Genomic DNA, 21,778 nt, shown 5'->3' on the forward strand with positions numbered 1-21,778 from the left:
GGACGGCAAGTACATGATGGATAACAACTATCAGTACTCCAAAGACTTGCTGCATTTCTGCCTGGAACGTGAAATTCCTTTCCTGTACGCCTCTTCAGCGGCCACTTACGGTGGCCGCAATGAAAACTTTATTGAAGAGCGCCAGTACGAGCAGCCGCTGAACGTCTATGGCTATTCAAAAATGCTGTTCGACCACTACGTGCGTCAGATTCTGCCGGAAGCCGATTCTCCTGTGTGTGGCTTCCGCTACTTCAACGTCTACGGCCCTCGCGAGGGTCATAAAGGCGGTATGGCGAGCGTGGCATTCCACCTCAACACGCAGATCAGCAACGGTGAAAATCCAAAACTGTTTGAAGGTAGCGACGACTTCCGCCGCGATTTCATCCATGTTGACGATGTCGTTGCAGTAAACCTGTGGTGCTGGGAAAACGGGGTATCTGGCATCTACAACTGTGGTACTGGCCGTGCAGAATCCTTCCAGGAAGTCGCCGATGCAGTACTGAAGTTCCATCAGCAAGGCCAGATTGAATACATCCCGTTCCCTGAGAAACTGAAAGGCCGCTATCAGGCATTCACTCAGGCGGACCTGACCAATCTGCGCGCAGCGGGTTATGACAAGCCATTTAAAACCGTTGCTCAGGGCGTGGGTGAATACATGACCTGGCTCAATCGTAAAGCATAAGGAAACCGGCACCAGCGATGAAAATTCTGGTCATTGGCCCTTCCTGGGTCGGCGATATGATGATGTCGCAAAGTCTCTATCGCACGCTCAAGGCTGAGCACCCGGATGCGGTCATTGATGTGATGGCGCCGGCCTGGTGCCGGCCACTGCTGTCACGGATGCCGGAAGTCAATCAGGCGCTGGCGATGCCACTGGGCCATGGCGCTTTGGCACTGGGTGAAAGGCGGCGTTTGGGCAAATCCCTTCAGGTCAGCAATTATGACCGTGCTTATGTGCTGCCAAATTCGTTCAAATCAGCGCTGGTGCCGTTCTTTGCAGGTATTAAGCGCCGTGTCGGCTGGCGTGGTGAGATGCGCTATGGCGTGTTGAACGATGTGCGTGTGCTGGATAAAGCCGCGTTTCCGCTGATGGTGGAGCGCTATGTTGCACTGGGCTACGACAAACCCATCGCCTCCGCACAACAGTTGCCGCAGCCCTTACTGTGGCCGCAGTTGCGTGTCGATGAAGATGAAAAGCGCATGACAGCAGCGCAATTTTCTTTGTCGGCCGATCGTCCTGCTATAGGGTTCTGCCCTGGCGCTGAATTTGGCCCAGCCAAGCGCTGGCCGCACTACCATTACGCGGCGCTTGCCGAGCAACTGATTGCCGAAGGGTACCAGGTGGTGTTGTTCGGTTCCGCAAAAGATCGCGAAACCGGTGACACTATTGTTCAGACGTTATCGGAATCAGTACGAGCGCACTGCAAAAATCTGGCCGGCGATACGCAATTAGAACAAGCGGTTATCTTAATTGCACATTGCGCGGCTATCGTCAGTAATGATTCCGGGTTGATGCACATTGCCGCCGCACTGAATCGTCCTTTGGTCGCCTTATATGGCCCAAGTAGCCCGGATTTCACTCCGCCGCTCTCTCATCAGGCACGCGTAATTCGTTTGATCTCTGGCTATCACAAAGTACGTAAAGGTGATGCCGAAGAGGGTTATCACCAAAGTCTCATTGATATTCAGCCTGCTCGAGTTCATCAGGAACTTAGCACGCTGCTGCATCCGGTGCAGGAGTAGCCATGCACGTTTTGATTGTAAAAACCTCCTCAATGGGGGACGTGCTGCACACGTTACCGGCGCTCACTGATGCGATGCAGGCCATTCCTGGCATCCGTTTTGACTGGGTCGTCGAAGAAAATTTTGCACAGATCCCCAGCTGGCATCCGGCAGTAGATAAAGTGCTGCCGGTGGCGATTCGTCGCTGGCGTAAACATTGGTTTGGTAGCCAGCAGCGTGAAGAGCGCGTTCTGTTTAAGCGAGACCTGCAATCGCGCCAGTATGATGTGGTGATCGATGCGCAAGGGTTGATCAAAAGCGCCGCGCTGGTGACGCGCCTGGCTAAAGGCGTAAAGCATGGACAAGACAGCCGCAGTGCGCGGGAACCCTTTGCCAGCTGGTGGTATGACAAACGCCATGAAATTAATAAACAGCAGCATGCGGTAGAACGCACGCGCGAACTGTTTTCTAAAAGCCTGGGTTATGCGAAACCGGACACTCAGGGGGATTATGCGATTGCCGGTCATTTCCTCTCCGCGTTGCCCGAGGATGCGCATCAATATTTAGTGTTTCTACACGCCACCACCCGTGATAACAAGCATTGGCCTGAATCACACTGGCGCGAACTGATTGAATTGGTACAGCCGACGGGTCTGCGGGTGAAACTGCCGTGGGGTGCTGAACATGAGCATCAACGTGCATTAAGAATGGCGGAAGGTTTTGACCATGTTGAGGTGCTGCCAAAATTAGCGCTGGAGCAAGTGGCACAGCAATTGGCGGGGGCACGCGCTGTCGTTTCGGTCGACACGGGTTTGAGTCACCTGACCGCCGCGCTGGACCGCCCGAACATCACGCTGTTTGGTCCAACCGATCCGGGGCTGATTGGGGGATATGGGAAGAATCAGCATGAGCTACGCGGTGCAGGTGGCAGAATGCAGGCTATATCCGCCGTGAGCGTAATGGAAAAATTGCGGGAATTGCTTTGAATGGGATCAATATTTAAACAAATCTATCGTTATACCCATGAACGAGCTTATCGGCACAATGAAAATTTTTGGCCTCATATCAGAATTCAACGTGGAGCAGAAGACCATATTGAACGGCTAGTCTGGCGAAAAAATGAAATAAAAATTGAAGCATTAGATTCATTACGTAAAACCGTTACCAATGATATGACGATACTGGCAACTGGCCCGTCAGTGAATGATCTTGATTTTGAATTACTTTCAGAAACGACATTTATTGGTGTTAATGGCGCTTATCACCTACGAGATAAAGTCGTATTTTCATATTATGTTATTGTCGATCGCGGTTTTGTTGAGAATCGTTTTGATATTGTCGGAAAAGTACTGGGCGACCCTGAGTTGACGCTCTTTACAACAGTTCATTGCCTCAATGATATGTTGAATTGCATTGGAGTCGATAAGATAAAGTGTCGTTTGGCTATTATTGAAGATCTGAGTTATAAGATATTTCGAAAATCAGTAGTACCTGCTGAGTATGCTTTGAATTTCAATGATAATAAAGGATTATCAGTCTATCCAACTGATCCATTATCAGGTTTTTCATGGGATATCCGACAAGGTATTTTTGATGCGGGTACAGTGGCCTATTGGGCGTTGCAAATAGCCGTATGGCTCAGTTCAAATCGTATACTGTTAGCAGGGGTTGATATGAATAATTTTTCATCCCCACGGTTTTATGAAAATGAAAATAATAAGCAGAAAAGCTTTTTAGGGGAAAACTTTACTCAAGTTATAAAGCCCGCATTCTTGAATGCCAGCATCGAGCTTAATCATGCAGGGATAAAGGTTTACAATTTGTCTATGAATAGTGGACTGACAGAGGAAATTTTCGAGAAGGCGACGCCAGATGTCATTTTTAAAAAAAACTGAAAGTTTAGAATTTATTGCATCTATTTCTTTTATGGCATTTTTATTTTTAATGACCATATTTACAGGTATTGGAAAAGTAAATAATTTATTTCATCTGTCGATTACAACGATGATGATATTTTTGTTTTTCCAGCGAAAAAAGCTTAGTCTTCCCGAGCCATATCCCTGGAGGTCAATAGGCGTTATTGCACTATTCCTCATTTATTACAGTATTACGAACTTATGGACAAGTGTTCCAGAGAATATAATTTCAACTCTGAAGCATACCGTTTATCTTCTTTTTTTCGTTTGTATGTTTGATTACTGTATTAAGCGTTATGGTTTGCTGAAGGTTTATGGATGCATTTTTTCCGGGTGTTTTATTGTCCTTGTTTTGACATTTATGTTGGTAGACAAAAGCACGCTACTGACTAATAGACTTGAAAACGGTTTTTTTGCCGCGCCAAAAAATGTCATTGATCTCGGTGGATATTTTGCTCTTGGTATTTTAAGTGCACTGATTATTGCCCGTGAGTCAGGCCGACACTGGATTTACATACCTGCATCGTTGCTCTTTATTGGCTTGATCTTGACGCAAAGTCGAGGTCCATTATTGGCTTTAATAGTTTCTTTAGCTGTCTTACTTGCTAAATATAAACATGTTCACTTTAAACATGTTTTGTATATCATGATTTCAATCGCTACTATTTTATTATTCTTCTACTTTACCGATTATGGCAGTGATTTTTATGCGCGCATTGTTTCCTCTTATGCGCAGAGTTTTATCAGATTTGGAATCTGGAATCATGCCATTTCAGATGCAATGATTCATCCCTATTTCGGTTGGGGGTTTGATAAGCAGCTGACATTTGTAAACAGTATTGGCCAACATGTTATAACCACACACAGTATTTATGTATCGGCCTTCTTAAAAGGCGGTGTGGTGGGTGTGCTATTTATGGCATCACTCATCCTGGTTGGCTTGTATCATGCGTATAGAAAGTATCATCAAGGCATGGGGTTAGAAGCGTCAATTTATCTCTTCTCTTTGATGTTTTTTGTTACTCAGGGGATGTTTGTGATTGGTGGACCAGGAGAAACATGGGTATTATTCTGGTTGCCATTAGCGATAGTTTTGTCATCCCGTAAGGCCTAGATAAAAACCACTACCAGATCGCTTGCTATCTGGTAGTGTAATTTTAGACTGAAATATTTTTCATCATCACGTTATAAACCTGATCAACGCTTATTTTTCTTAATGGGTAATGCGGATCATCATTAGATTCAGGTTCAATTCTGATAGTCTGATGGATGTGTAAATCCTGATAAGGTCCTGTATGTCTGGGATTAGCACTGACATAAAGACTCACTGTCGGCGTTTCTGCCGTGATAGCAATATGTAGTGGTCCAGTGTCACCTGTGATCAACACATCAAGGTTTTTAATTATCTGTAAGAGTTCAGGTAGGCGAGTCTTACCAATATAAGAGTGAACCCTTGAATGGTATTTATTTTTTAATAAATCAAAGAATGATTTTTCAATGTTTTTATCCTGGGTGGCACCAGTCAATACTATTTTTGCATCTTTGTTATTTTCTAAAATACGCTCTGCTAGTTCAGAAAAATGTTCAACTGGCCAGCAACGGTTTTTCCCGGACGCCCCCATTTGAAAGCCAATTACAGGTCGATAGTTTTCACGTTCTACAGAGTGAATTGCAATGGGAAATTGCATTCTGATATCTGTTGTATTGCATCCAAGAATACTAATCAGGTCGAGTTTGCGCTGAATAATATGAACATCTGTTGCCGATGAATAATGATCTATCCAGTGATTAAAGACAGTATTGTCACTTCTGAAATTATCTCTAATAATGTATTTTGAGCCAGACAGGCGTGCGCAGAGAATGTCATAGCCCAATGTTGAATGCAGTAGTACAGTCATATCAGGTTTGAATTTTCTCATTCTCCTGATTACGCGATGGGAATGAACTATTTTATTATCCCAGATGACTATTTCATCAAACCATTGACTTTTTTCAACGAGATCACGGTTTTTATCACTGGATACCAGCATGAGCCTGGCCTCTGGATAGCGATGCTTTATGGCTTTGATCGCAGGAGTATTAAAAAGGAGATCTCCTAATGCGGTCGTTGAGAAAATAACAATGCGCTTAAACTCATGATTTGAGCTTAGCGGTGTCTTGTTTTTGTCAATCTGGCTCAGTCTGGCATGTAAACTGAGTACGTTATTGATTACGTTTATTTTCCAAAGCTTTTTCATTATTCCATTTCACCCTAAGAACCTGGCAAATTTGACATCAGTCGCGGGAATTAATTTCGTAATGATAACGAAAAAAACGCTAGTCCCGAATGGGGCTAACGCTAATTTTCAAAAACGTTGATGATTGCGTTAAAAAAGTAAACCTAACTGATTGATTAACTTACTACCTGCCACATTTTCAATCACTATTTTAACGGCTCGACTTTGCGGCACTGGCGGCAGTGGTTTACTGACCTTACACACCCCCGGAGCACGGAATTTCGGCGCTGGAGATTTATCGGTTGTCGTCGGAGCTTTACCCTGATGCACAGGCTCATTCAGCAACTGACTTGGGCGGACCAGCGTAATATCGCCAGGCAGTGATAGCAGCATCTGTTGCAGCACACGGACGGTGGTTGGGTGCGGATGGCCAATCGCAATGGCATAACCATCGCGCTGTGCCAGTTTTACGGCACGGGTAAACTGTTCGCGAATCGATGCCTCATTCTGACTATCGTCAAGGAATACCCGGCGTTTCAGCACCTTAACATGCGTACCTTGTGCCGCTGGAATAGACTGGCTATTGCCAATCGTCATGCTATCGAGAAAGTAGTAATTGTACTGATTTAGCACCTGCATCACTTTCTGCATGCCAGGCAGGCTGGAGGTCATTTTGCTGCCCATATGGTTGTTCAGCCCCACAGCGAAGGGCACTTTACCCGAGGCATCCCGAACAATGCGTGCGATCTCTTCGCTGCTCATCTCTGGGGTTAAGGTATCTTTTTCCAGCGGCTGCTTACTGAGCGGTGCCATTGGCAAGTGAATCAACACCTCATGACCACCCTGATGTGCTTTTGTCGCCATCTCACGAGCATGAGGTGCATTCGGCAATACAGCGACCGAAATCGCAGCGGGCATTTGCAGCACTTTATTCTCTTCAACCGGACGATAACCGAAGTCATCAATCACAATTGAGAGTTTACCTGCCTGAGCCGATAGTGTGAAAAACAGTGCGCAGAACGCAATTGAGAGCTTTTGAGGCTGAAACAACACTTATCTTCCTAACCACGGTAGTGGATTGACGGCCTGTCCCTGACGTCGGATTTCAAAGTAGAGCGAAGGCGTGCCGCGGCCGCCACTGGTACCCACGAGGGCGATAGGCTGTCCTGCCTTCACCTGAGTACCCACGCTCACCAGCGCACTTTGGTTGTAGCCATAAAGACTCATATCGCCTTTACCATGTTCCAATACCACAACCAGGCCGTAGCCTTGTAGCCAGTCGGCCATCAGTACGCGTCCATCGGCGATGGCTTTCACTTCGGTGCCTTCTGGTGCATCAATCACCAGACCTTTCCAGCGCAGTTCACCCTGCATGGATTCACCGAAGCGGTGTTCAATACGTCCATTCACCGGCCATACCGCCTGCCCACCAGGCTTTCCGAGGCCACCGGTGCGCGCCATCAACTCACGTTCGCTTTGTGTGGGTTGATAACTTGATCCCTTGGCTTTTGCCTGCGCCTGACGCTGGCGTACTTTTTCTGCCTCGCGTGCTTCACGTTCGGCACGCTCACGCGCTTCGCGTTCGGCTTTGGCAATTTTATCCTGCAGACGGCTTTCGTTTTCTCGCATCTCAACCAAATCGGCCTGATCTTTTTCCAGCGAGCTTTCCAATACTGTCAGGGTTTTCTTACGTGCCGCACTGGCGGTTTCCAGTTTGGCCTGCTGCGACTGCTGTTGGGCTAACAGGGATTTTTGTTGTTCCTGCTTACCTTGCAATGCCTGACGCTGCTCGGACAGCTGTTGCTGAGTTTGTTTGAGATCGTCGATGTTTTTCTGGCGTGCAGCATTAAGGTAGCCGAAATAGGCAAGTATGCGTTCACTGCGTTGTGCTTCTTCACCACCCAGCAGCAGCTGTAACCCATTGTGTTGGCCTTGTCGGAAAGCCGCATCCAATTGTTGAGCCAGCAGTTTTTCCTGCTGAGCTTGCTGTTTTTCCAGACGAGAGATGGAGGTGGTAATTTGTGTGATTTCGCCGTCGAGCGCGGTCAAGCTATTGCGCGTTTCCCTAAGCTGCCGGCTGGCTTGCGCAATCACTTTTTCCTGACTTTGCAGTTGATCGAGAAGTTTGCTGCGCTGTAATTTCTGCGCTTTAACGCTTTTCTCTTTGTCAGCAATATCCTGCTGAATGGACTTGAGCTGGGTTTTACTGTCATCCGCACTGTGCGCGTAAACGGGCAATAACAGTGCGCCCGCGCAGAGCAAGCTCAGGGAGATTTCGGACCAGCGAAATAACAACGGATGCGCTGGGCCGTTGTGACAGGTCCTTGTGTGTGTAACGGTCGCTTTTCCCTTCATAGTCGATAATTATTCCACGATGAACAGCCGCTTACCAGTTATCCCGGGCGGGTTTTGCTTTACGAAAGATGTCGGTGCCGAGCTTAGCGGCATAAACCTTGACTCAATTTTGCGATTAGAACACTTTTTTTGGAAAATGACGCACAAATCGTAACTCTGCCCGCTTCGCGACTGTACATGCTAAGTGGCGCAGGTATACTCAGAACCCTTGTTTTAGCTTATTAGCCCGGTCTGGAGTCGTTACCCCTCATGCAAGAAATTATGCAGTTTGCAAGCAATCACACCATCCTTAGTCTGGCATGGGTTGTTTTACTCGTTCTGGTGATTGTGACCACCGTTAAAGGAATGTTCTCTAAGGTAAAAACCATCAGCCGTGGTGAAGCAACCCACCTGATCAACAAAGAGGATGCGGTGGTTGTAGACGTGCGTTCGCGCGATGATTATCGCAAAGGGCACATTTCAGGTGCGGTAAATATTGCAGCGGCTGATATCAAAAAAGGTAGCTTTGCCGAACTGGAAAAGCACAAGTCGCAGCCCATAATTGTGGTATGCGCCACCGGCCAGAGCGCGGGTGAATCAGCCGCTAAATTGAGCGCTGAAGGTTTTGAAAAAGTTTCCGTGCTGAAAGATGGCGTGAGCGGCTGGAGTGGTGAGAATCTGCCGCTGGTACGCGGTAAATAATTCCCAGAGGTAACCGCATGGCTAATGTTGAGATTTACACCAAAGTCACATGCCCTTATTGCCACCGGGCAAAAGCATTGTTGGATCAGAAAGGTGTTTCGTTCCAGGAGATTCCTATTGATGGGAACGCGGCGAAACGTGAAGAGATGATTCAGCGAAGCGGGCGTACGACAGTTCCCCAGATTTTTATTGATGCGCAGCACATTGGTGGCTGTGACGATCTTTACGCGCTGGATGGGCGTCAGGGACTGGATCCCTTACTCCAGGCATAATTTTTCGGTCAGACAATTTAACTCACAGGATTTAGTAACATGTCAGAACATAGCACAAACGAAATGCAGTTCCAGATTCAACGTGTTTATACCAAAGACGTTTCTTACGAAGCGCCAAACGCGCCTCAGGTTTTCCAGAAAGAGTGGGAACCGGAAGTGAAACTGGATCTGGACACCGCTTCATCTCAGCTGGCTGATGAAGTCTACGAAGTTGTTCTGCGCGTTACCGTGACAGCAACCGTTGGCGAAGACACCGCATTCCTGTGCGAAGTTCAGCAGGCAGGTATCTTCACTATCGGCGGTATCGAAGGCACTCAGATGGCACATTGCCTCGGTGCATACTGCCCGAACATTCTGTTCCCGTATGCACGTGAATGCATCACCAGCCTCGTGTCTCGTGGTACTTTCCCTCAGCTCAATCTGGCGCCAGTTAACTTTGATGCCCTGTTCATGAACTATCTGCAGCAGCAAGGTGAAGGCGAAGCGCCACGTCAGGATGCCTGATGACTACCCTCAACGCTTCGATTAGCGTCATCGGTGCCGGCTCGTACGGCACCGCATTGGCCATTACTCTGGCCCGTAACGGCCATCCGGTTCTGCTCTGGGGCCACAATCCGCAAAGCGTGGCGCAGCTCCAGGCTGACCGATGTAATGCCGCTTTCCTGCCTGATGTACCTTTCCCTGACAATCTTGTTCCCGAAGCCGATTTGGCAACGGTGGTGAATGCCAGCCGCGATCTGCTGGTGGTGGTGCCTAGCCACGTATTTGGCGACGTTCTCACTCAGTTGAAGCCGCATCTGCGTGCTGACTCACGTATTGTCTGGGCAACCAAAGGTCTCGAAAAAGAGACTGGCCGTCTTTTGCAGGATGTTGCGCGTGAAATCCTCGGCGATCAAATTCCGCTGGCCGTGGTTTCCGGCCCAACTTTCGCGAAAGAACTTGCAGCGGGCATGCCTACAGCGATAGCGCTGGCGGCCACTGATGCGCAGTTCGCTGAAGATCTGCAGCAAAAACTGCACTGCGGTAAAAGCTTCCGCGTGTATAACAATCCGGACTTCATCGGCGTGCAACTGGGTGGCGCGGTGAAAAACGTGATTGCGATTGGTGCCGGCATTTCCGATGGAATTGGTTTTGGCGCTAACGCACGAACCGCACTGATTACCCGTGGGCTGACGGAGATGAGTCGCCTTGGCGCCGCTCTTGGAGCCGATCCCACCACCTTTATGGGCATGGCGGGGCTGGGCGATTTAGTGCTGACCTGTACCGATAATCAATCCCGCAATCGTCGTTTTGGCATGATGCTGGGACAAGGCGAGAGCGTTGATGAGGCGCAGCGCATTATCGGACAAGTTGTAGAAGGGTACCGAAACACCAAAGAAGTCAAAGCATTGGCGGCGAGAATGGGTGTTGAAATGCCGATAACCGAGCAGATTTATCAGGTACTGTATTGCGAAAAATCGGCGCGAGAGGCAGCATTGAGTTTACTTGGCCGTGCAAGGAAGGACGAAAACAGCCAAAGCTGAAGCAGGATGCTCAGCTAAATCACCTGCAGCGCCTCTCAGGCGCTTTTTTTATCGGGAGCACAGAGCAATGTCGTCAGAAGAGTTAGAACTGGTCTGGAACAACATCAAAGCTGAAGCCAGAGCGCTGGCTGATTGTGAACCCATGCTGGCCAGTTTTTATCACGCGACTTTGCTGAAGCACGAAAATCTTGGCAGTGCACTAAGCTACATGCTGGCGAACAAACTCGCCAACCCGATCATGCCAGCCATTGCGGTACGCGAAATCGTTGAGGAAGCGTATCGCGAAGATCCAGAGATGATTGTCTCTGCAGCTTACGATATTCAAGCCGTGCGCCAGCGCGATCCTGCCGTTGATAAGTATTCAACGCCATTGCTGTATCTGAAAGGCTTCCATGCATTACAGGCTTATCGCATCGGCCACTGGCTCTGGAAAGAGGGCCGCCGCGCGTTAGCCGTCTATTTGCAGAACGAAATCTCCGTCTCCTTTGCAGTGGATATCCACCCGGCAGCCCGTATTGGTCGCGGCATCATGCTCGATCATGCTACCGGTATCGTGATTGGTGAAACCGCCGTAGTGGAAAATGACGTGTCGATTTTGCAGTCGGTCACGCTAGGCGGTACCGGAAAAACCAGCGGCGATCGCCATCCGAAAATCCGTGAAGGTGTGATGATTGGCGCAGGTGCCAAGATTCTCGGTAACATTGAAGTGGGGCGCGGCGCGAAAATTGGTGCGGGTTCGGTGGTACTACAACCGGTGCCGCCGCATACCACGGCAGCCGGTGTGCCTGCGCGTATCGTTGGCAAACCCACCAGCGATAAACCTTCGATGGATATGGACCAACTCTTCAACGGCGCGGGCTTCGAGTACGGCGACGGAATTTAGCTCTTGATCAGTGCGCCAGCATAATCAAGCTGGCGCCACGCTTCATACACCACCACAGATACCGCATTCGACAGATTCATACTGCGACTTTCAGCCATCATTGGGATGCGGATCTTCTGCTCTGCTGGCAGCGCGTTCAGTATCTCTGCCGGCAAACCACGGCTCTCAGGTCCAAACAATAAATAATCCCCTTTCTGATAGCTCACAGCGCTGTGGGCAGGTGTGCCTTTGGTGGTGAGTGCAAACAGACGCTGTGGTGCTTCAGACTCGATAAACGCAGTGTAATTGGCGTGTTTTTTGAGTGAGGTGTATTCGTGATAATCGAGCCCGGCGCGGCGCAGGCGCTTGTCATCCCAGGCAAAGCCCAGCGGCTCAATCAGATGCAATTGGAAGCCTGTATTGGCACACAAGCGGATGATATTGCCCGTATTTGGCGGAATTTCTGGTTCAAATAAAACGATGTTCAGCATAAGGCCCCCGGAAACGAGGGCCGAAGCATAGCAAATTATTGACGAGCGGAGTACAGCGGCAACCAGAGTGTAAGGCGCAGCCCCCCTAATGGGCTGTCATCGGCTTTCACCCAACCGCGATGCTGTTGCACGGCTGTTTCCACAATCGCCAGTCCGAGACCGGTGCCACCAGATTCACGGTCGCGTGCTTCATCAGTGCGATAGAAGGGGCGGAAAATCTGCTCGCGATCTTCAGCGCTGACGCCTGGGCCATCGTCATCAACGTGAACGGTAATACCCTGAATATCCACCGAGAAACTCACGCTGATATGCGTGTGGGAATAACGCAGCGCATTACGCACGATGTTTTCCAGTGCGCTCTCCAGGGCATGCGGGTTGCCGTACAGTGGCCACGGACCAGGCGGATACGGCACATCCATGGTTTTACCCATCTGCTCGGCTTCAAATTTGGCATCTTCCAGTACACCGTTCCACAGCTGGTTCGCCTTCATCGCTTCACTGACTAAGGCATTTTTATGCTGAGTGCGTGAGAGCACCAGCAAATCGTTAATCATGCCATCAAGCCGCTGGGCTTCCGTTTCGATACGCTGAAGTTCTTTACCTTCACCATTGCGACGGCGCAGTAGGGCGGTAGCCAACTGCAAACGTGTCAGTGGCGTGCGTAATTCATGACTGATATCGGATAACAAACGCTGCTGTGCGGTCATCATGCGTTCAAGTGCGCTCACCATTTGGTTGAAACTTGAACCTGCTGCCAGGAACTCCTGTGGACCGGATTCCAGTTCAGGATGCTGGCGTAAGTTTCCGCTCGCCACTTCATCGGCAGCATGTTTCAGTTTGCGCGCTGGACGCGCCAGGCTCCACGCCAGCCATAACAGCAGTGGCGAGCTAATCAGCATGGTGACAATCAACAGCAATAACGGACGGTCGAACAGTAAATTGACGAAGTCCAGTTGAGAACTGGTGGCGGGGCGGATCAGGTAGAGCTGATAGTTATCTTCACCATCCTGCACGGCGAACGGGCCCACCATCTCCACACGACCATACTTTTTCTTCTGCGGATGATCGGCATTATCAGACTGGCCGATAAAGTTACGAATCACCTGCATTTCATTATGCTGCGCCCCGATCACCCGGCCTTCGCTGGTCACCAATAACAAGCGTTGGCCGGGTGGGGCCCATTTGTCGATGGCGCGAAAGAGCCTTCGCCACCACATCAGGTCGTTAGGGGGATCTTGCGATAACTCAGCTTCAACATGCTGTTCAATCATGGTGCCCTGTCGTTGCTCACTTTCCAGCAGTGCAGTCATCTGGCGTGAGTCGAGTTTGGGCACCATCAAAACCAGCATCAACACCAGCGCCAGGGTGAGCCAGAAAATGGCGAAGATGCGGGTGGTCAAACTTCCAATCATGATGCCGAAACCATCAGATAGCCGCGTCCGCGTAGCGTTTTAAACCACGGATGACCATCACGACGTTCCGGCAATTTACGACGCAGGTTTGAAATGTGCATATCAATCGCGCGGTCAAACGGCGTCAGGCGTTTACCCAGCACTTCCTGACTGAGGTGCTCACGCGACACGACCTGACCTAAGTGCTGTGCCAGCAAATAGAGCAGAGTGAATTCCGTGCCCGTCAAATCCAGCGTTTCACTATCGAAGCTGGCTTCCTGGCGGCCTGGGTTGAGGCGCAGGCAATCCACTTCCAGCGTGGGTGAACTATTGTCATGCTGCTGTTGTTGTTCGCTCCAGTTTGAACGGCGCAAAATAGCCCGAATACGCGCCACCAGTTCACGGTCATTAAACGGTTTTGGTAGATAGTCATCCGCGCCCAGCTCAAGGCCAAGAACACGATCCAACTCACTACCACGAGCGGTCAGCATAATGACCGGAGTTTGGTGCTGTTGTCGTAATTCTTTCAACGTATCAATACCGTTCTTCTTCGGCATCATGACGTCGAGTAATAACAAGTCAACGCTGTTATCCAGCAGGTTAAGCGCCTGCTCACCATCGCTGGCGACAATCACCTCAAAACCTTCCATCTCAAGCAGTTCTTTAAGCAGCGAAGTTAATTCGCGGTCGTCATCAACCAACAGGATTTTATTCATTTTTTGTTGCCCTCCGCAGGCAAAATACCGTGTTCCTTGACTTGCAATCCAACGCTTTACGTAGTTTTACACCCCCTGACGGATGTTTGCAGCTATCGCCGTACACTAGCTCTCGTTGAATCGCAAAACGGAACGAACTGGGAGTAAACGATGCGCTACTTAACCGCCGTCGTCATTGCCTCAGCGATGGTTCTCAGTCACGCCAGCGCAGAAGCAGCAGACACGACGACGATTGACGAGATGCATCATAACGGCGGATTGACGACAGGCAGTATGACGCAAAATCCGCAAAGCCACATGTTCGATGGCATTGAGCTGACTGAACAACAGCGGCAACAGATGCGAGACCTGATGCAGCAAGCACGACATGAGCGCCCGGCTATGAGCGTTCAGGATATTGAAACTATGCATGACCTTGTCATTGCAGACAAATTTAACGAATCGGCTATCCGACAGCAGGCAGAGAAACAAGCCCGCGCGCAGATAGAACTGCAAGTTGAGATGGCTCGGGTTCGCAACCAGATGTATCACCTGCTAACGCCTGCACAGCAAGCGACATTGCAGAAGAATTATGAGCGGCGACTTAACGATATGCGTCAGCTCTCAGGATTGCAGCCATCATCACCGCTGCATGCAGTGAGTAGTACCAGCAGTAACCAGTAACATAGTATCCCTGTTTTCCTTGCCATAGACACCATCCCTGTCTTCCCCCGCATGATGCGGGGGGTTTTTTTATCTGCCAATCCTGTGCTGCATCATCACCTTAATATTCAATTCACGCAGCTTACGCTTGCCGATGATAAACTTGAGCCATTATGTGACTAAAGGCGTTGCGCTGAGCAGACGCTTCTATGAGGCATGGCATGGATCCCTCCTACGCGAAACTCGTCAACCGCGCGGCGCTGGCGGCAACGACGCTGGCGACATTACTGTTGATCGTGAAAATTTTTGCCTGGTGGCTGACTGGCTCAGTCAGTATGTTGGCCGCCCTGGTCGATTCACTGGTGGATATCGCTGCATCGCTCACCAATTTACTGGTGGTGCGCTATTCACTCCAGCCTGCGGACGCTGATCACACCTTCGGCCACGGTAAAGCGGAGTCGCTTGCCGCACTGGCACAAAGCATGTTTATTTCCGGCTCGGCACTGTTTTTATTTCTCACGGGTATTCAGCATCTGGCCTCACCCAATATATTACGTGCGCCGCTGGTCGGTATCGTCGTCACTGTGGTCGCCCTTTTGTCCACCCTGTTACTGGTGACTTTCCAGCGCTGGGTGGTGCGTCGGACACGCAGCCAGGCGATACGTGCGGATATGCTGCACTATCAATCTGACGTGGTGATGAACGGCGCGATCCTGGTGGCTTTGGTGTTAAGCAGCTATGGTTTTGTCCGGGCAGATGCGCTCTTTGCGCTGGGGATTGGGGTGTACATCCTCTATAACGCTTTGCGCATGGGTTATGAAGCGGTGCAATCTTTGCTGGACCGCGCATTGCCGGAAGAAGAGAAGCAGGCGATTATCGATTTGGTTAGCGACTGGCCAGGTGTGCGCGGTGCCCATGCACTGCGTACGCGTCAATCCGGGCCAACCCGTTTTATCCAGCTTCATCTGGAAATGGATGACCACCTGCCGCTGGTGCAGGCGCATCAGGTAGCGGATCAGATCGATCAAGCACTCCGGCTTAAGTTTCCCGGTTCGGATGTTATCATCCATCAGGATCCCTGTTCGGTGGTGCCTGAAAATCAGCAAGGCTTTTTCCAGTTTTAGCGTTTAAATATCATGGCGTTGCGTTATAAAAATGACGTAACGCTAACAACTCTGTAAAAAAATAGCGAAAACTTGTCTGACCTGAATCAATTCAGCATCAAGCCTTTGATATACTATCTGCAACTATTAAGCCGCACGATCGTGAGCGGGTTTACACCGGTCGGCAGGCAGGAATAATCCTTAGTTTTGAACAATCCAGAGGTTGTCATGATCAAAAAAATCGGAGTACTGACCAGCGGCGGTGACGCCCCAGGCATGAACGCAGCCATCCGCGGAGTTGTCCGTTCCGCGCTGAGTGAAGGCCTTGAAGTTTTTGGTATCTACGACGGCTATCTGGGTTTGTATGAAGACCGTATGATCAATCTCGACCGATATAGCGTGTCCGACATGATCAACCGTGGCGGCACTTTCCTCGGTTCTGCGCGCTTCCCGGATTTCCGTAATGAGGAAGTTCGTCAGGTTGCCATTGAGAACATGAAGAAGCGCGGCATTGACGCGCTGGTGGTCATCGGCGGTGACGGTTCCTACATGGGTGCCAAACGTCTGACGGAAATGGGTTTCCCGTGCATTGGTCTGCCAGGCACCATCGATAATGACGTTGCCGGTACCGATTACACCATCGGTTACTTCACGGCGCTGGAAACCGTGGTTGAAGCGATTGACCGTCTGCGCGACACCTCCTCTTCGCATCAGCGCATTTCCATCGTGGAAGTGATGGGTCGTTACTGCGGCGATCTGACTCTGGCTGCTTCCATCGCCGGCGGTTGTGAATTCATCGTGCTGCCGGAAATTCCTTATACCCGTGAAGAACTGGTCGAAGAGATCAAAGCCGGTATCGCTAAAGGTAAAAAACACGCCATTGTGGCTATCACAGAACACATCTGTGATATCGACGATTTGGCGCACTATATCGAAGCAGAAACCAAACGCGAAACGCGTGCCACCGTCCTCGGTCATATTCAGCGTGGCGGTGCGCCATGTGCTTACGACCGTATTCTGGCTTCACGCATGGGTGCTTACTCCATCGAACTGCTGTTGCAGGGCTACGGCGGACGTTGTGTCGGTATTCAGAATGAGAAGATGGTGCATCACGACATCATCGATGCTATTGAAAACATGAAGCGCCCATTCAAGCGCGACTGGCTGGATACCGCGAAAAAACTCTACTAATCAAGCTGCATCAGGGCGCGAGATCAACCGCGCCTTTTTTATTCCTGCCTATATTCCCTCCAGTTATAACCACTTATTTTTAATTCTTTAATCTATGGATTGGTTTATGTCAGTCTTGTTCTATAACGACCTCGGGAGAGCAAGCAATGAACAAGTGGAGTATTGGTGTCACCCTGTTACTGGCTTCCACCAGTGTTTTGGCAAAGGATATCCAGCTGTTAAACGTTTCTTACGATCCGACGCGAGAGCTGTATGAGCAGTACAACAAAGCGTTTAGCGCACATTACAAGCAGGAAACGGGCGACAATGTGGTGATCCGTCAGTCTCATGGCGGTTCAGGGAAGCAGGCGACCTCTGTGATCAACGGCATTCGTGCTGATGTCGTGACCCTGGCGCTGCAATCTGACGTGGATGCTATTGCTGACCGTGGACGGATCGATAAAAACTGGATTAAGCGCCTGCCAGACAACTCCGCCCCTTATACTTCCACCATCGTGTTCCTGGTCCGTAAGGGCAACCCGAAGGGCATTCATGACTGGAACGATTTGATTAAACCTGGCGTATCGGTGATCACGCCGAACCCGAAAACCTCAGGTGGCGCACGTTGGAACTATCTGGCCGCATGGGGCTGGGCACTGGATCAAAACAACGGTGACCAGGCCAAAGCGCTGGCGTATGTGAAGGCGCTGTTCAAGAACGTAGAAGTGCAGGATTCGGGTGCACGTGGCGCCACCAACACCTTCGTAGAGCGTGGTATTGGCGATGTGCTGATTGCCTGGGAAAACGAAGCGTATCTGGCAGTGAACAAGCTGGGTAAAGACAAGTTCGAAATCGTCACGCCAAGCGAATCAATTCTGGCAGAACCAACCGTTTCGGTGGTCGATAAGGTGGTGGATGAGCAGGGCACGCGTAAAGTGGCCGAAGATTACCTGAAGTATCTCTACTCACCAGAAGGCCAGACCATCGCAGCGGAAAACTTTTATCGTCCACGCGATCCTGAAGTCGCGAAAAAGTTTGCCAGCACCTTTGCGCCGGTGAAACTGTTCACTATCGACAGCAAGTTCGGTGGCTGGACGCAAGCGCAGAAAGCGCACTTCGCTGATGGTGGCAGTTACGATCAGGTCATGAAACCTTAATCGTCATCGCATCAAACTGAAACGGTCAGCCTGATGCTGACCGTTTTGCATTACACAGCAGTAAAAGTCCGTGACATTGCCCAGACGGCAGGCGAGGATGCTGGCAGGTGATGAACAGAGGAATTCGGCCATGCAGGGAAGTCGTCGCACCCTGAAGTTGCTAACCGTTTTACTGCTGGTGCTGATTGTCGGACTGATCGTCAGCGCCTTCCATTTCCAGAAAAACTCCAATGCCCTCTGGCAGATCATCAGTGAAAAGTGCGTGCCCAATCTAGCGAAAAGTGGCAATCCCGCCCCTTGTCAGCAAGTGAATACGGCACAGGGTTATGTCACGCTGAAAGACCTCAACGGTCCACTGCAGTATTTACTGATGCCGATCGAAAGAATCACTGGCATGGAAAGCCCGATTATTCTCGAACCCACCACGCCCAATCTGTTTGCCGCCGCCTGGCTGCAGCGCAGTCTGTTGGCCAAAAAACGCGGTGCACCGATTGATGATAGCGTGCTGTCACTGGCGATTAATGCGCAATATGGCCGTACGCAGAATCAACTGCACATCCACATCTCCTGTCTGCGTCCTGATGTGCGCCAGCGGCTTGATGCGTTAAGCCCTAAGCTCAATCAACAGTGGCAACCAGCCACGCTGCGCAAACATCGCTATTTGATTCGCACACTGTCGACGGCTGAACTGGCGCAGCAAAGTGTCTTTATTCGTCTGGCGACTGAAGTGCCTAATGCGCGCAGCGAGATGGGAAAATATGGGATGGCACTGGCGGAATTACCGGATGGGCGCTTAGCGTTGCTGGCGCTGGAACGTAACTGGTTAATGCTAAACAGCGGTTCTGCGGAGGAGTTGCAGGACCACCAATGCCAGATTTTGAACCATTAACCATGGCTTCCAATATAAAGCTTCAATGAAACGTATAAGCACGCTGGGGGGTTCCAGAACTGTTTCATCACATCTTCCTCAGTGTATGAGTTACATGTCTCAGTACGAATCTCTGGCAATAAAAAAGGCGGCTCATCAGCCGCCTTGTTCTACACCGAAAAAACTTAGGCGTTTTTCGCTGCTGCAGCTGCTTTCACGATCACTGCGAACGCATCGGCTTTCAGTGAAGCACCGCCAACCAGCGCGCCATCGATATCTGGCTGGGTGAACAGTTCTGCGGCATTTTTGTCGTTAACAGAACCGCCGTACTGAATGATAACCTGCTGAGCAATCGCCGCATCTTTCTTCGCGATATGGTCACGAATGAATTTGTGCACGGCCTGGGCCTGCGCAGGTGTAGCGGATTTGCCGGTACCGATCGCCCAGACTGGCTCATAAGCGATAACCACGCCTTCGAACGCAGCCGCACCCTGGGTTTCCAGCACGGCGTCGATCTGACGTGCGCACACTTCTTCAGTCTTGCCCGCTTCGTTCTCTGCTTCAGTTTCACCGATGCACAGAACTGGCACCAGGCCGGCTGCTTTCAGAACAGCAAATTTCTTGGCGATGAACTCGTCGCTTTCTTTGTGGTAAGTACGACGCTCAGAGTGGCCGATGATGATGTATTTCGCGCCGACATCTTTCAGCATTTCTGCGGAGGTTTCACCGGTGAATGCGCCAGACAGGTTAACGTCAACGTTCTGTGCACCCAGTGCAATGTGGCTGCCGGAGACGGCGTGTTTTGCCAGGTCAAGATAGAGAGTGGGTGGAGCAATTGCTACGCCACAACCTTCAACACCAGACAGCTCTTTGCGCAGACCTTCAATCAGCTCGCCTGCCATGTGCTTGCTGCCATTCAGTTTCCAGTTACCCATAACCAGTGGATGTCGCATTCTTTCCTCCGCATAACGCGATTCATGAAATAGCGCTGCCATCGGGCAGCGATGTCTGCCAGACAGTATAGAGATCAAACGTGTCGCTGGCTTTGCTTTTCGTCATTTTTGCCGCGGTGATCAAGGGGTCGCGAGCGCCAGTTTTATTGGCTCAACCGCGAAGGTTAATCCTTTGTCACCGTTATCCGCGACCACAAAACGCAATGCGCCTTCAGTACTGGCAAAATAGCGTGCGCCTTTGCCTGCGCTGAGCAATGCATCAAGCTTTTTGCGTCCATCTGCAGGCGATAAACCTGGGACAAAAAATCGCAATAATGCTGTCATGTAATCCATCGCACGTGCCTGCGCGGCTTTCATATCCGGGCCGGGAACCGGTAGCCAGGTAATTTGCAGCGTTTTGATTTTTCCGGTGCCCTGCTCCAGCGCGGTAGAAGCATAGAGTGTTTCATTGATCTTGCTGGCGGCGCGCGTCAGGTTGCTTTTATCGTCTCGATTATCAATCGCACGATATTCCTGCAACGGCAGGTCCGGATTCGTTGCGTTGTACTTCTCGCGGAACTGCGCGATGGTCATATCGAAGGTGGGGGCACCTGCCAATAGATAAGGGGCGGCAGGCAGGTGATCGCTTCGATCCTGCGGTGTCGCATCCTCCGCCCAGGCGGGAAATGTCAGCGCGACGCTCAAGAGCAGCGCGACTGGCAGGTTCTTCATTGCTTCGGCCCTAAATCATTCACTTAGCCCACGATTAGAACGGTTTTTACCGACCAAAGTCAAAACCCGCACAGGGAAAAGTCTGACATTCTTCACACCGCATGGATTACCAGTAATGCTCGCTGGTCATATGGCCGGGTTTGCGTTTGAAATGTTTACGCATCTCACGCGTATCTTTCAGCAATTGCTGGGTATCGCGCACCATTTGCGGGTTACCACACAGCATCACGTGGCTGGTGTCAGCGGTCATCGGCAAACCCACCGCACGTTCAAGTTCACCGCTCTCAATGAGCTGCGGAACACGACCGTGCAGCGAACCGGCGATCTCTTCGCGACTCACCACCGTCTGAATATGCAATTTGCCCTGATAACGCTGTTGCAGCTGCTGCATCAACGGCAGGAAGCTCAGGTCATCGGCGAAACGTGCCGCATGCACCAGCACAATGTTATCAAACCGTTCCAGGCCTTCGCCCTGTTGCAGAATCGATAAATAAGGACCGATCGCCGTGCCAGTGGCCAGCATCCAAAGCGTGCTGCAGTCGGGAATTTCATCGAGTACAAAGAATCCGGCGGCTTCTTTGGTCACCATCACCTGATCGCCAGGCTGCAATGCCTGCAAACGTGGACTGAGCTTACCCTCTGGCACCGTGACCAGATAGAACTCCAGTAAGGGATCGCGCGGTGCATTCACATATGAATAGGCGCGTTGCACGCGTTCACCATCAATTTCCAGCGCCAGCTTGGCAAACTGCCCGGCGGTAAAGGTATCAATCGGCGCGGTAACGCGCAGGCTGAACAGTGCATCGGTCCAGTTTTTCACTTCTTTCACTTCCGCATTGATCCACTCTGCCATGATCGCTCCTTATTATTGATTATTCAGGCGTATCACTATCATCGTCAGCCCCCTCTCAAATTTCCAGCCCGGCGGAGAGTAAAGGGCTCTCAGCGACAAATCATGCGCACTCCACATCAACTGTAGCGGTCGTGTTACGACCCGGTACGTAATCTTGACACCACTGCGCCAGTCGC

Annotated in this window: 24 protein-coding genes; 15 read left to right on the forward strand and 9 right to left on the reverse strand. The window is 50.5% G+C overall.

Annotated features, from left to right (window positions below):
• From rfaD to RT340_RS09515, 5 genes are all read left to right on the forward strand, one after another.
• A partial coding sequence (gene rfaD / locus RT340_RS09495; RefSeq protein WP_313375560.1) for an ADP-glyceromanno-heptose 6-epimerase occupies nt 1-682 on the forward strand: 682 nt, incomplete at its 5' end.
• A gap of 17 nt (nt 683-699) precedes the next feature.
• Nucleotides 700-1,743, forward strand: a complete 1,044-nt coding sequence (gene rfaF / locus RT340_RS09500; protein ID WP_313375562.1) for an ADP-heptose--LPS heptosyltransferase RfaF — start codon at nt 700-702, stop codon at nt 1,741-1,743.
• 2 nt (nt 1,744-1,745) lie between these two features.
• The gene (gene rfaC / locus RT340_RS09505) at nt 1,746-2,708 is read left to right on the forward strand and encodes a lipopolysaccharide heptosyltransferase RfaC (protein WP_313375564.1); all 963 of its coding nucleotides are present in this window, start codon (nt 1,746-1,748) and stop codon (nt 2,706-2,708) included.
• The gene (locus RT340_RS09510; RefSeq protein WP_097119667.1) at nt 2,709-3,617 is read left to right on the forward strand and encodes a sugar glycosyltransferase; all 909 of its coding nucleotides are present in this window, start codon (nt 2,709-2,711) and stop codon (nt 3,615-3,617) included.
• Nucleotides 3,595-4,752 carry an O-antigen ligase family protein gene (locus tag RT340_RS09515; protein WP_313375567.1) on the forward strand — a complete coding sequence of 386 codons (1,158 nt, stop codon included), beginning with the start codon at nt 3,595-3,597 and terminating at the stop codon, nt 4,750-4,752. The genes RT340_RS09510 and RT340_RS09515 overlap by 23 nt, the downstream gene beginning before the upstream one ends.
• A 43-nt stretch (nt 4,753-4,795) precedes the next feature.
• Here the strand turns inward: RT340_RS09515 and RT340_RS09520 are convergent, their stop codons facing one another.
• The 3 genes from RT340_RS09520 to envC all read right to left on the reverse strand — a co-directional run bounded on the left by RT340_RS09520 (nt 4,796) and on the right by envC (nt 8,209).
• A complete protein-coding gene (locus RT340_RS09520) occupies nt 4,796-5,875 on the reverse strand; it encodes a glycosyltransferase family 9 protein (RefSeq protein ID WP_058960120.1) in 1,080 nt (359 codons plus the stop codon).
• Nucleotides 5,876-6,004: 129 nt separating this feature from the next.
• Nucleotides 6,005-6,904 (reverse strand): divergent polysaccharide deacetylase family protein, encoded by a 900-nt coding sequence (locus RT340_RS09525; RefSeq protein WP_313375592.1) that lies wholly within the window; start codon nt 6,902-6,904, stop codon nt 6,005-6,007.
• A gap of 3 nt (nt 6,905-6,907) precedes the next feature.
• Nucleotides 6,908-8,209, reverse strand: coding sequence for a murein hydrolase activator EnvC (gene envC, locus RT340_RS09530; protein ID WP_313375570.1), 1,302 nt, complete (start codon nt 8,207-8,209; stop codon nt 6,908-6,910).
• 249 nt (nt 8,210-8,458) lie between these two features.
• Here envC and RT340_RS09535 point away from each other — a divergent pair, with 249 nt between their 5' ends.
• The 5 genes from RT340_RS09535 to cysE all read left to right on the forward strand — a co-directional run bounded on the left by RT340_RS09535 (nt 8,459) and on the right by cysE (nt 11,568).
• On the forward strand, nt 8,459-8,890 hold the full coding sequence (locus RT340_RS09535) for a rhodanese-like domain-containing protein (RefSeq protein ID WP_034823789.1): 432 nt from the start codon (nt 8,459-8,461) through the stop codon (nt 8,888-8,890).
• A gap of 17 nt (nt 8,891-8,907) precedes the next feature.
• Entirely contained in the window at nt 8,908-9,162 is a 255-nt protein-coding gene (gene grxC / locus RT340_RS09540; protein WP_007885328.1) for a glutaredoxin 3, read from the forward strand.
• Nucleotides 9,163-9,201: 39 nt separating this feature from the next.
• Complete coding sequence (gene secB / locus RT340_RS09545; protein WP_034823785.1) at nt 9,202-9,666, forward strand: protein-export chaperone SecB; 465 nt, start codon at nt 9,202-9,204, stop codon at nt 9,664-9,666.
• Nucleotides 9,666-10,685, forward strand: a complete 1,020-nt coding sequence (gene gpsA / locus RT340_RS09550) for an NAD(P)H-dependent glycerol-3-phosphate dehydrogenase (protein WP_034823782.1) — start codon at nt 9,666-9,668, stop codon at nt 10,683-10,685. The genes secB and gpsA overlap by 1 nt, the downstream gene beginning before the upstream one ends.
• A gap of 67 nt (nt 10,686-10,752) precedes the next feature.
• Nucleotides 10,753-11,568: a serine O-acetyltransferase gene (gene cysE, locus RT340_RS09555; protein WP_034823780.1), complete on the forward strand. Its 816-nt coding sequence runs from the start codon at nt 10,753-10,755 to the stop codon at nt 11,566-11,568.
• On the opposite strand, the gene trmL is transcribed toward cysE, so the two are convergent.
• The 3 genes from trmL to cpxR are packed head-to-tail and all read right to left on the reverse strand — an operon-like array spanning nt 11,565 to nt 14,145.
• A complete protein-coding gene (trmL, locus tag RT340_RS09560) occupies nt 11,565-12,038 on the reverse strand; it encodes a tRNA (uridine(34)/cytosine(34)/5-carboxymethylaminomethyluridine(34)-2'-O)-methyltransferase TrmL (protein WP_058960119.1) in 474 nt (157 codons plus the stop codon). The genes cysE and trmL overlap by 4 nt on opposite strands.
• Nucleotides 12,039-12,073: 35 nt before the next feature.
• Entirely contained in the window at nt 12,074-13,450 is a 1,377-nt protein-coding gene (cpxA, locus tag RT340_RS09565; RefSeq protein WP_034823776.1) for an envelope stress sensor histidine kinase CpxA, read from the reverse strand.
• Nucleotides 13,447-14,145, reverse strand: coding sequence for an envelope stress response regulator transcription factor CpxR (gene cpxR, locus RT340_RS09570; RefSeq protein ID WP_034823774.1), 699 nt, complete (start codon nt 14,143-14,145; stop codon nt 13,447-13,449). The genes cpxA and cpxR overlap by 4 nt, the downstream gene beginning before the upstream one ends.
• Before the next feature lie 150 nt (nt 14,146-14,295).
• On the opposite strand from cpxR, the gene cpxP reads away from it, so the two are divergent.
• The 5 genes from cpxP to RT340_RS09595 all read left to right on the forward strand — a co-directional run bounded on the left by cpxP (nt 14,296) and on the right by RT340_RS09595 (nt 19,106).
• Complete coding sequence (gene cpxP / locus RT340_RS09575; protein ID WP_034823772.1) at nt 14,296-14,808, forward strand: cell-envelope stress modulator CpxP; 513 nt, start codon at nt 14,296-14,298, stop codon at nt 14,806-14,808.
• Nucleotides 14,809-15,008: 200 nt separating this feature from the next.
• Nucleotides 15,009-15,911, forward strand: a complete 903-nt coding sequence (gene fieF, locus RT340_RS09580) for a CDF family cation-efflux transporter FieF (RefSeq protein ID WP_313375577.1) — start codon at nt 15,009-15,011, stop codon at nt 15,909-15,911.
• A 207-nt stretch (nt 15,912-16,118) separates the two neighbouring features.
• Complete coding sequence (pfkA, locus tag RT340_RS09585; protein WP_034823768.1) at nt 16,119-17,081, forward strand: 6-phosphofructokinase; 963 nt, start codon at nt 16,119-16,121, stop codon at nt 17,079-17,081.
• A 146-nt stretch (nt 17,082-17,227) separates the two neighbouring features.
• Complete coding sequence (locus RT340_RS09590) at nt 17,228-18,217, forward strand: sulfate ABC transporter substrate-binding protein (protein ID WP_034823765.1); 990 nt, start codon at nt 17,228-17,230, stop codon at nt 18,215-18,217.
• Nucleotides 18,218-18,347: 130 nt separating this feature from the next.
• Nucleotides 18,348-19,106 carry a CDP-diacylglycerol diphosphatase gene (locus tag RT340_RS09595; RefSeq protein WP_313375580.1) on the forward strand — a complete coding sequence of 253 codons (759 nt, stop codon included), beginning with the start codon at nt 18,348-18,350 and terminating at the stop codon, nt 19,104-19,106.
• A gap of 164 nt (nt 19,107-19,270) precedes the next feature.
• Here the strand turns inward: RT340_RS09595 and tpiA are convergent, their stop codons facing one another.
• From tpiA to fpr, 3 genes are all read right to left on the reverse strand, one after another.
• Complete coding sequence (tpiA, locus tag RT340_RS09600) at nt 19,271-20,038, reverse strand: triose-phosphate isomerase (RefSeq protein ID WP_034823759.1); 768 nt, start codon at nt 20,036-20,038, stop codon at nt 19,271-19,273.
• Nucleotides 20,039-20,158: 120 nt separating this feature from the next.
• A complete protein-coding gene (locus RT340_RS09605) occupies nt 20,159-20,749 on the reverse strand; it encodes a YiiQ family protein (RefSeq protein WP_034823757.1) in 591 nt (196 codons plus the stop codon).
• 106 nt (nt 20,750-20,855) lie between these two features.
• Nucleotides 20,856-21,602 (reverse strand): ferredoxin--NADP(+) reductase, encoded by a 747-nt coding sequence (fpr, locus tag RT340_RS09610; protein ID WP_313375583.1) that lies wholly within the window; start codon nt 21,600-21,602, stop codon nt 20,856-20,858.
• Between the last annotated feature and the right edge of the window lie 176 nt (nt 21,603-21,778).

This window comes from Pantoea sp. CTOTU50773, from assembly GCF_032082325.1.
GTDB lineage: Bacteria > Pseudomonadota > Gammaproteobacteria > Enterobacterales > Enterobacteriaceae > Pantoea > Pantoea communis.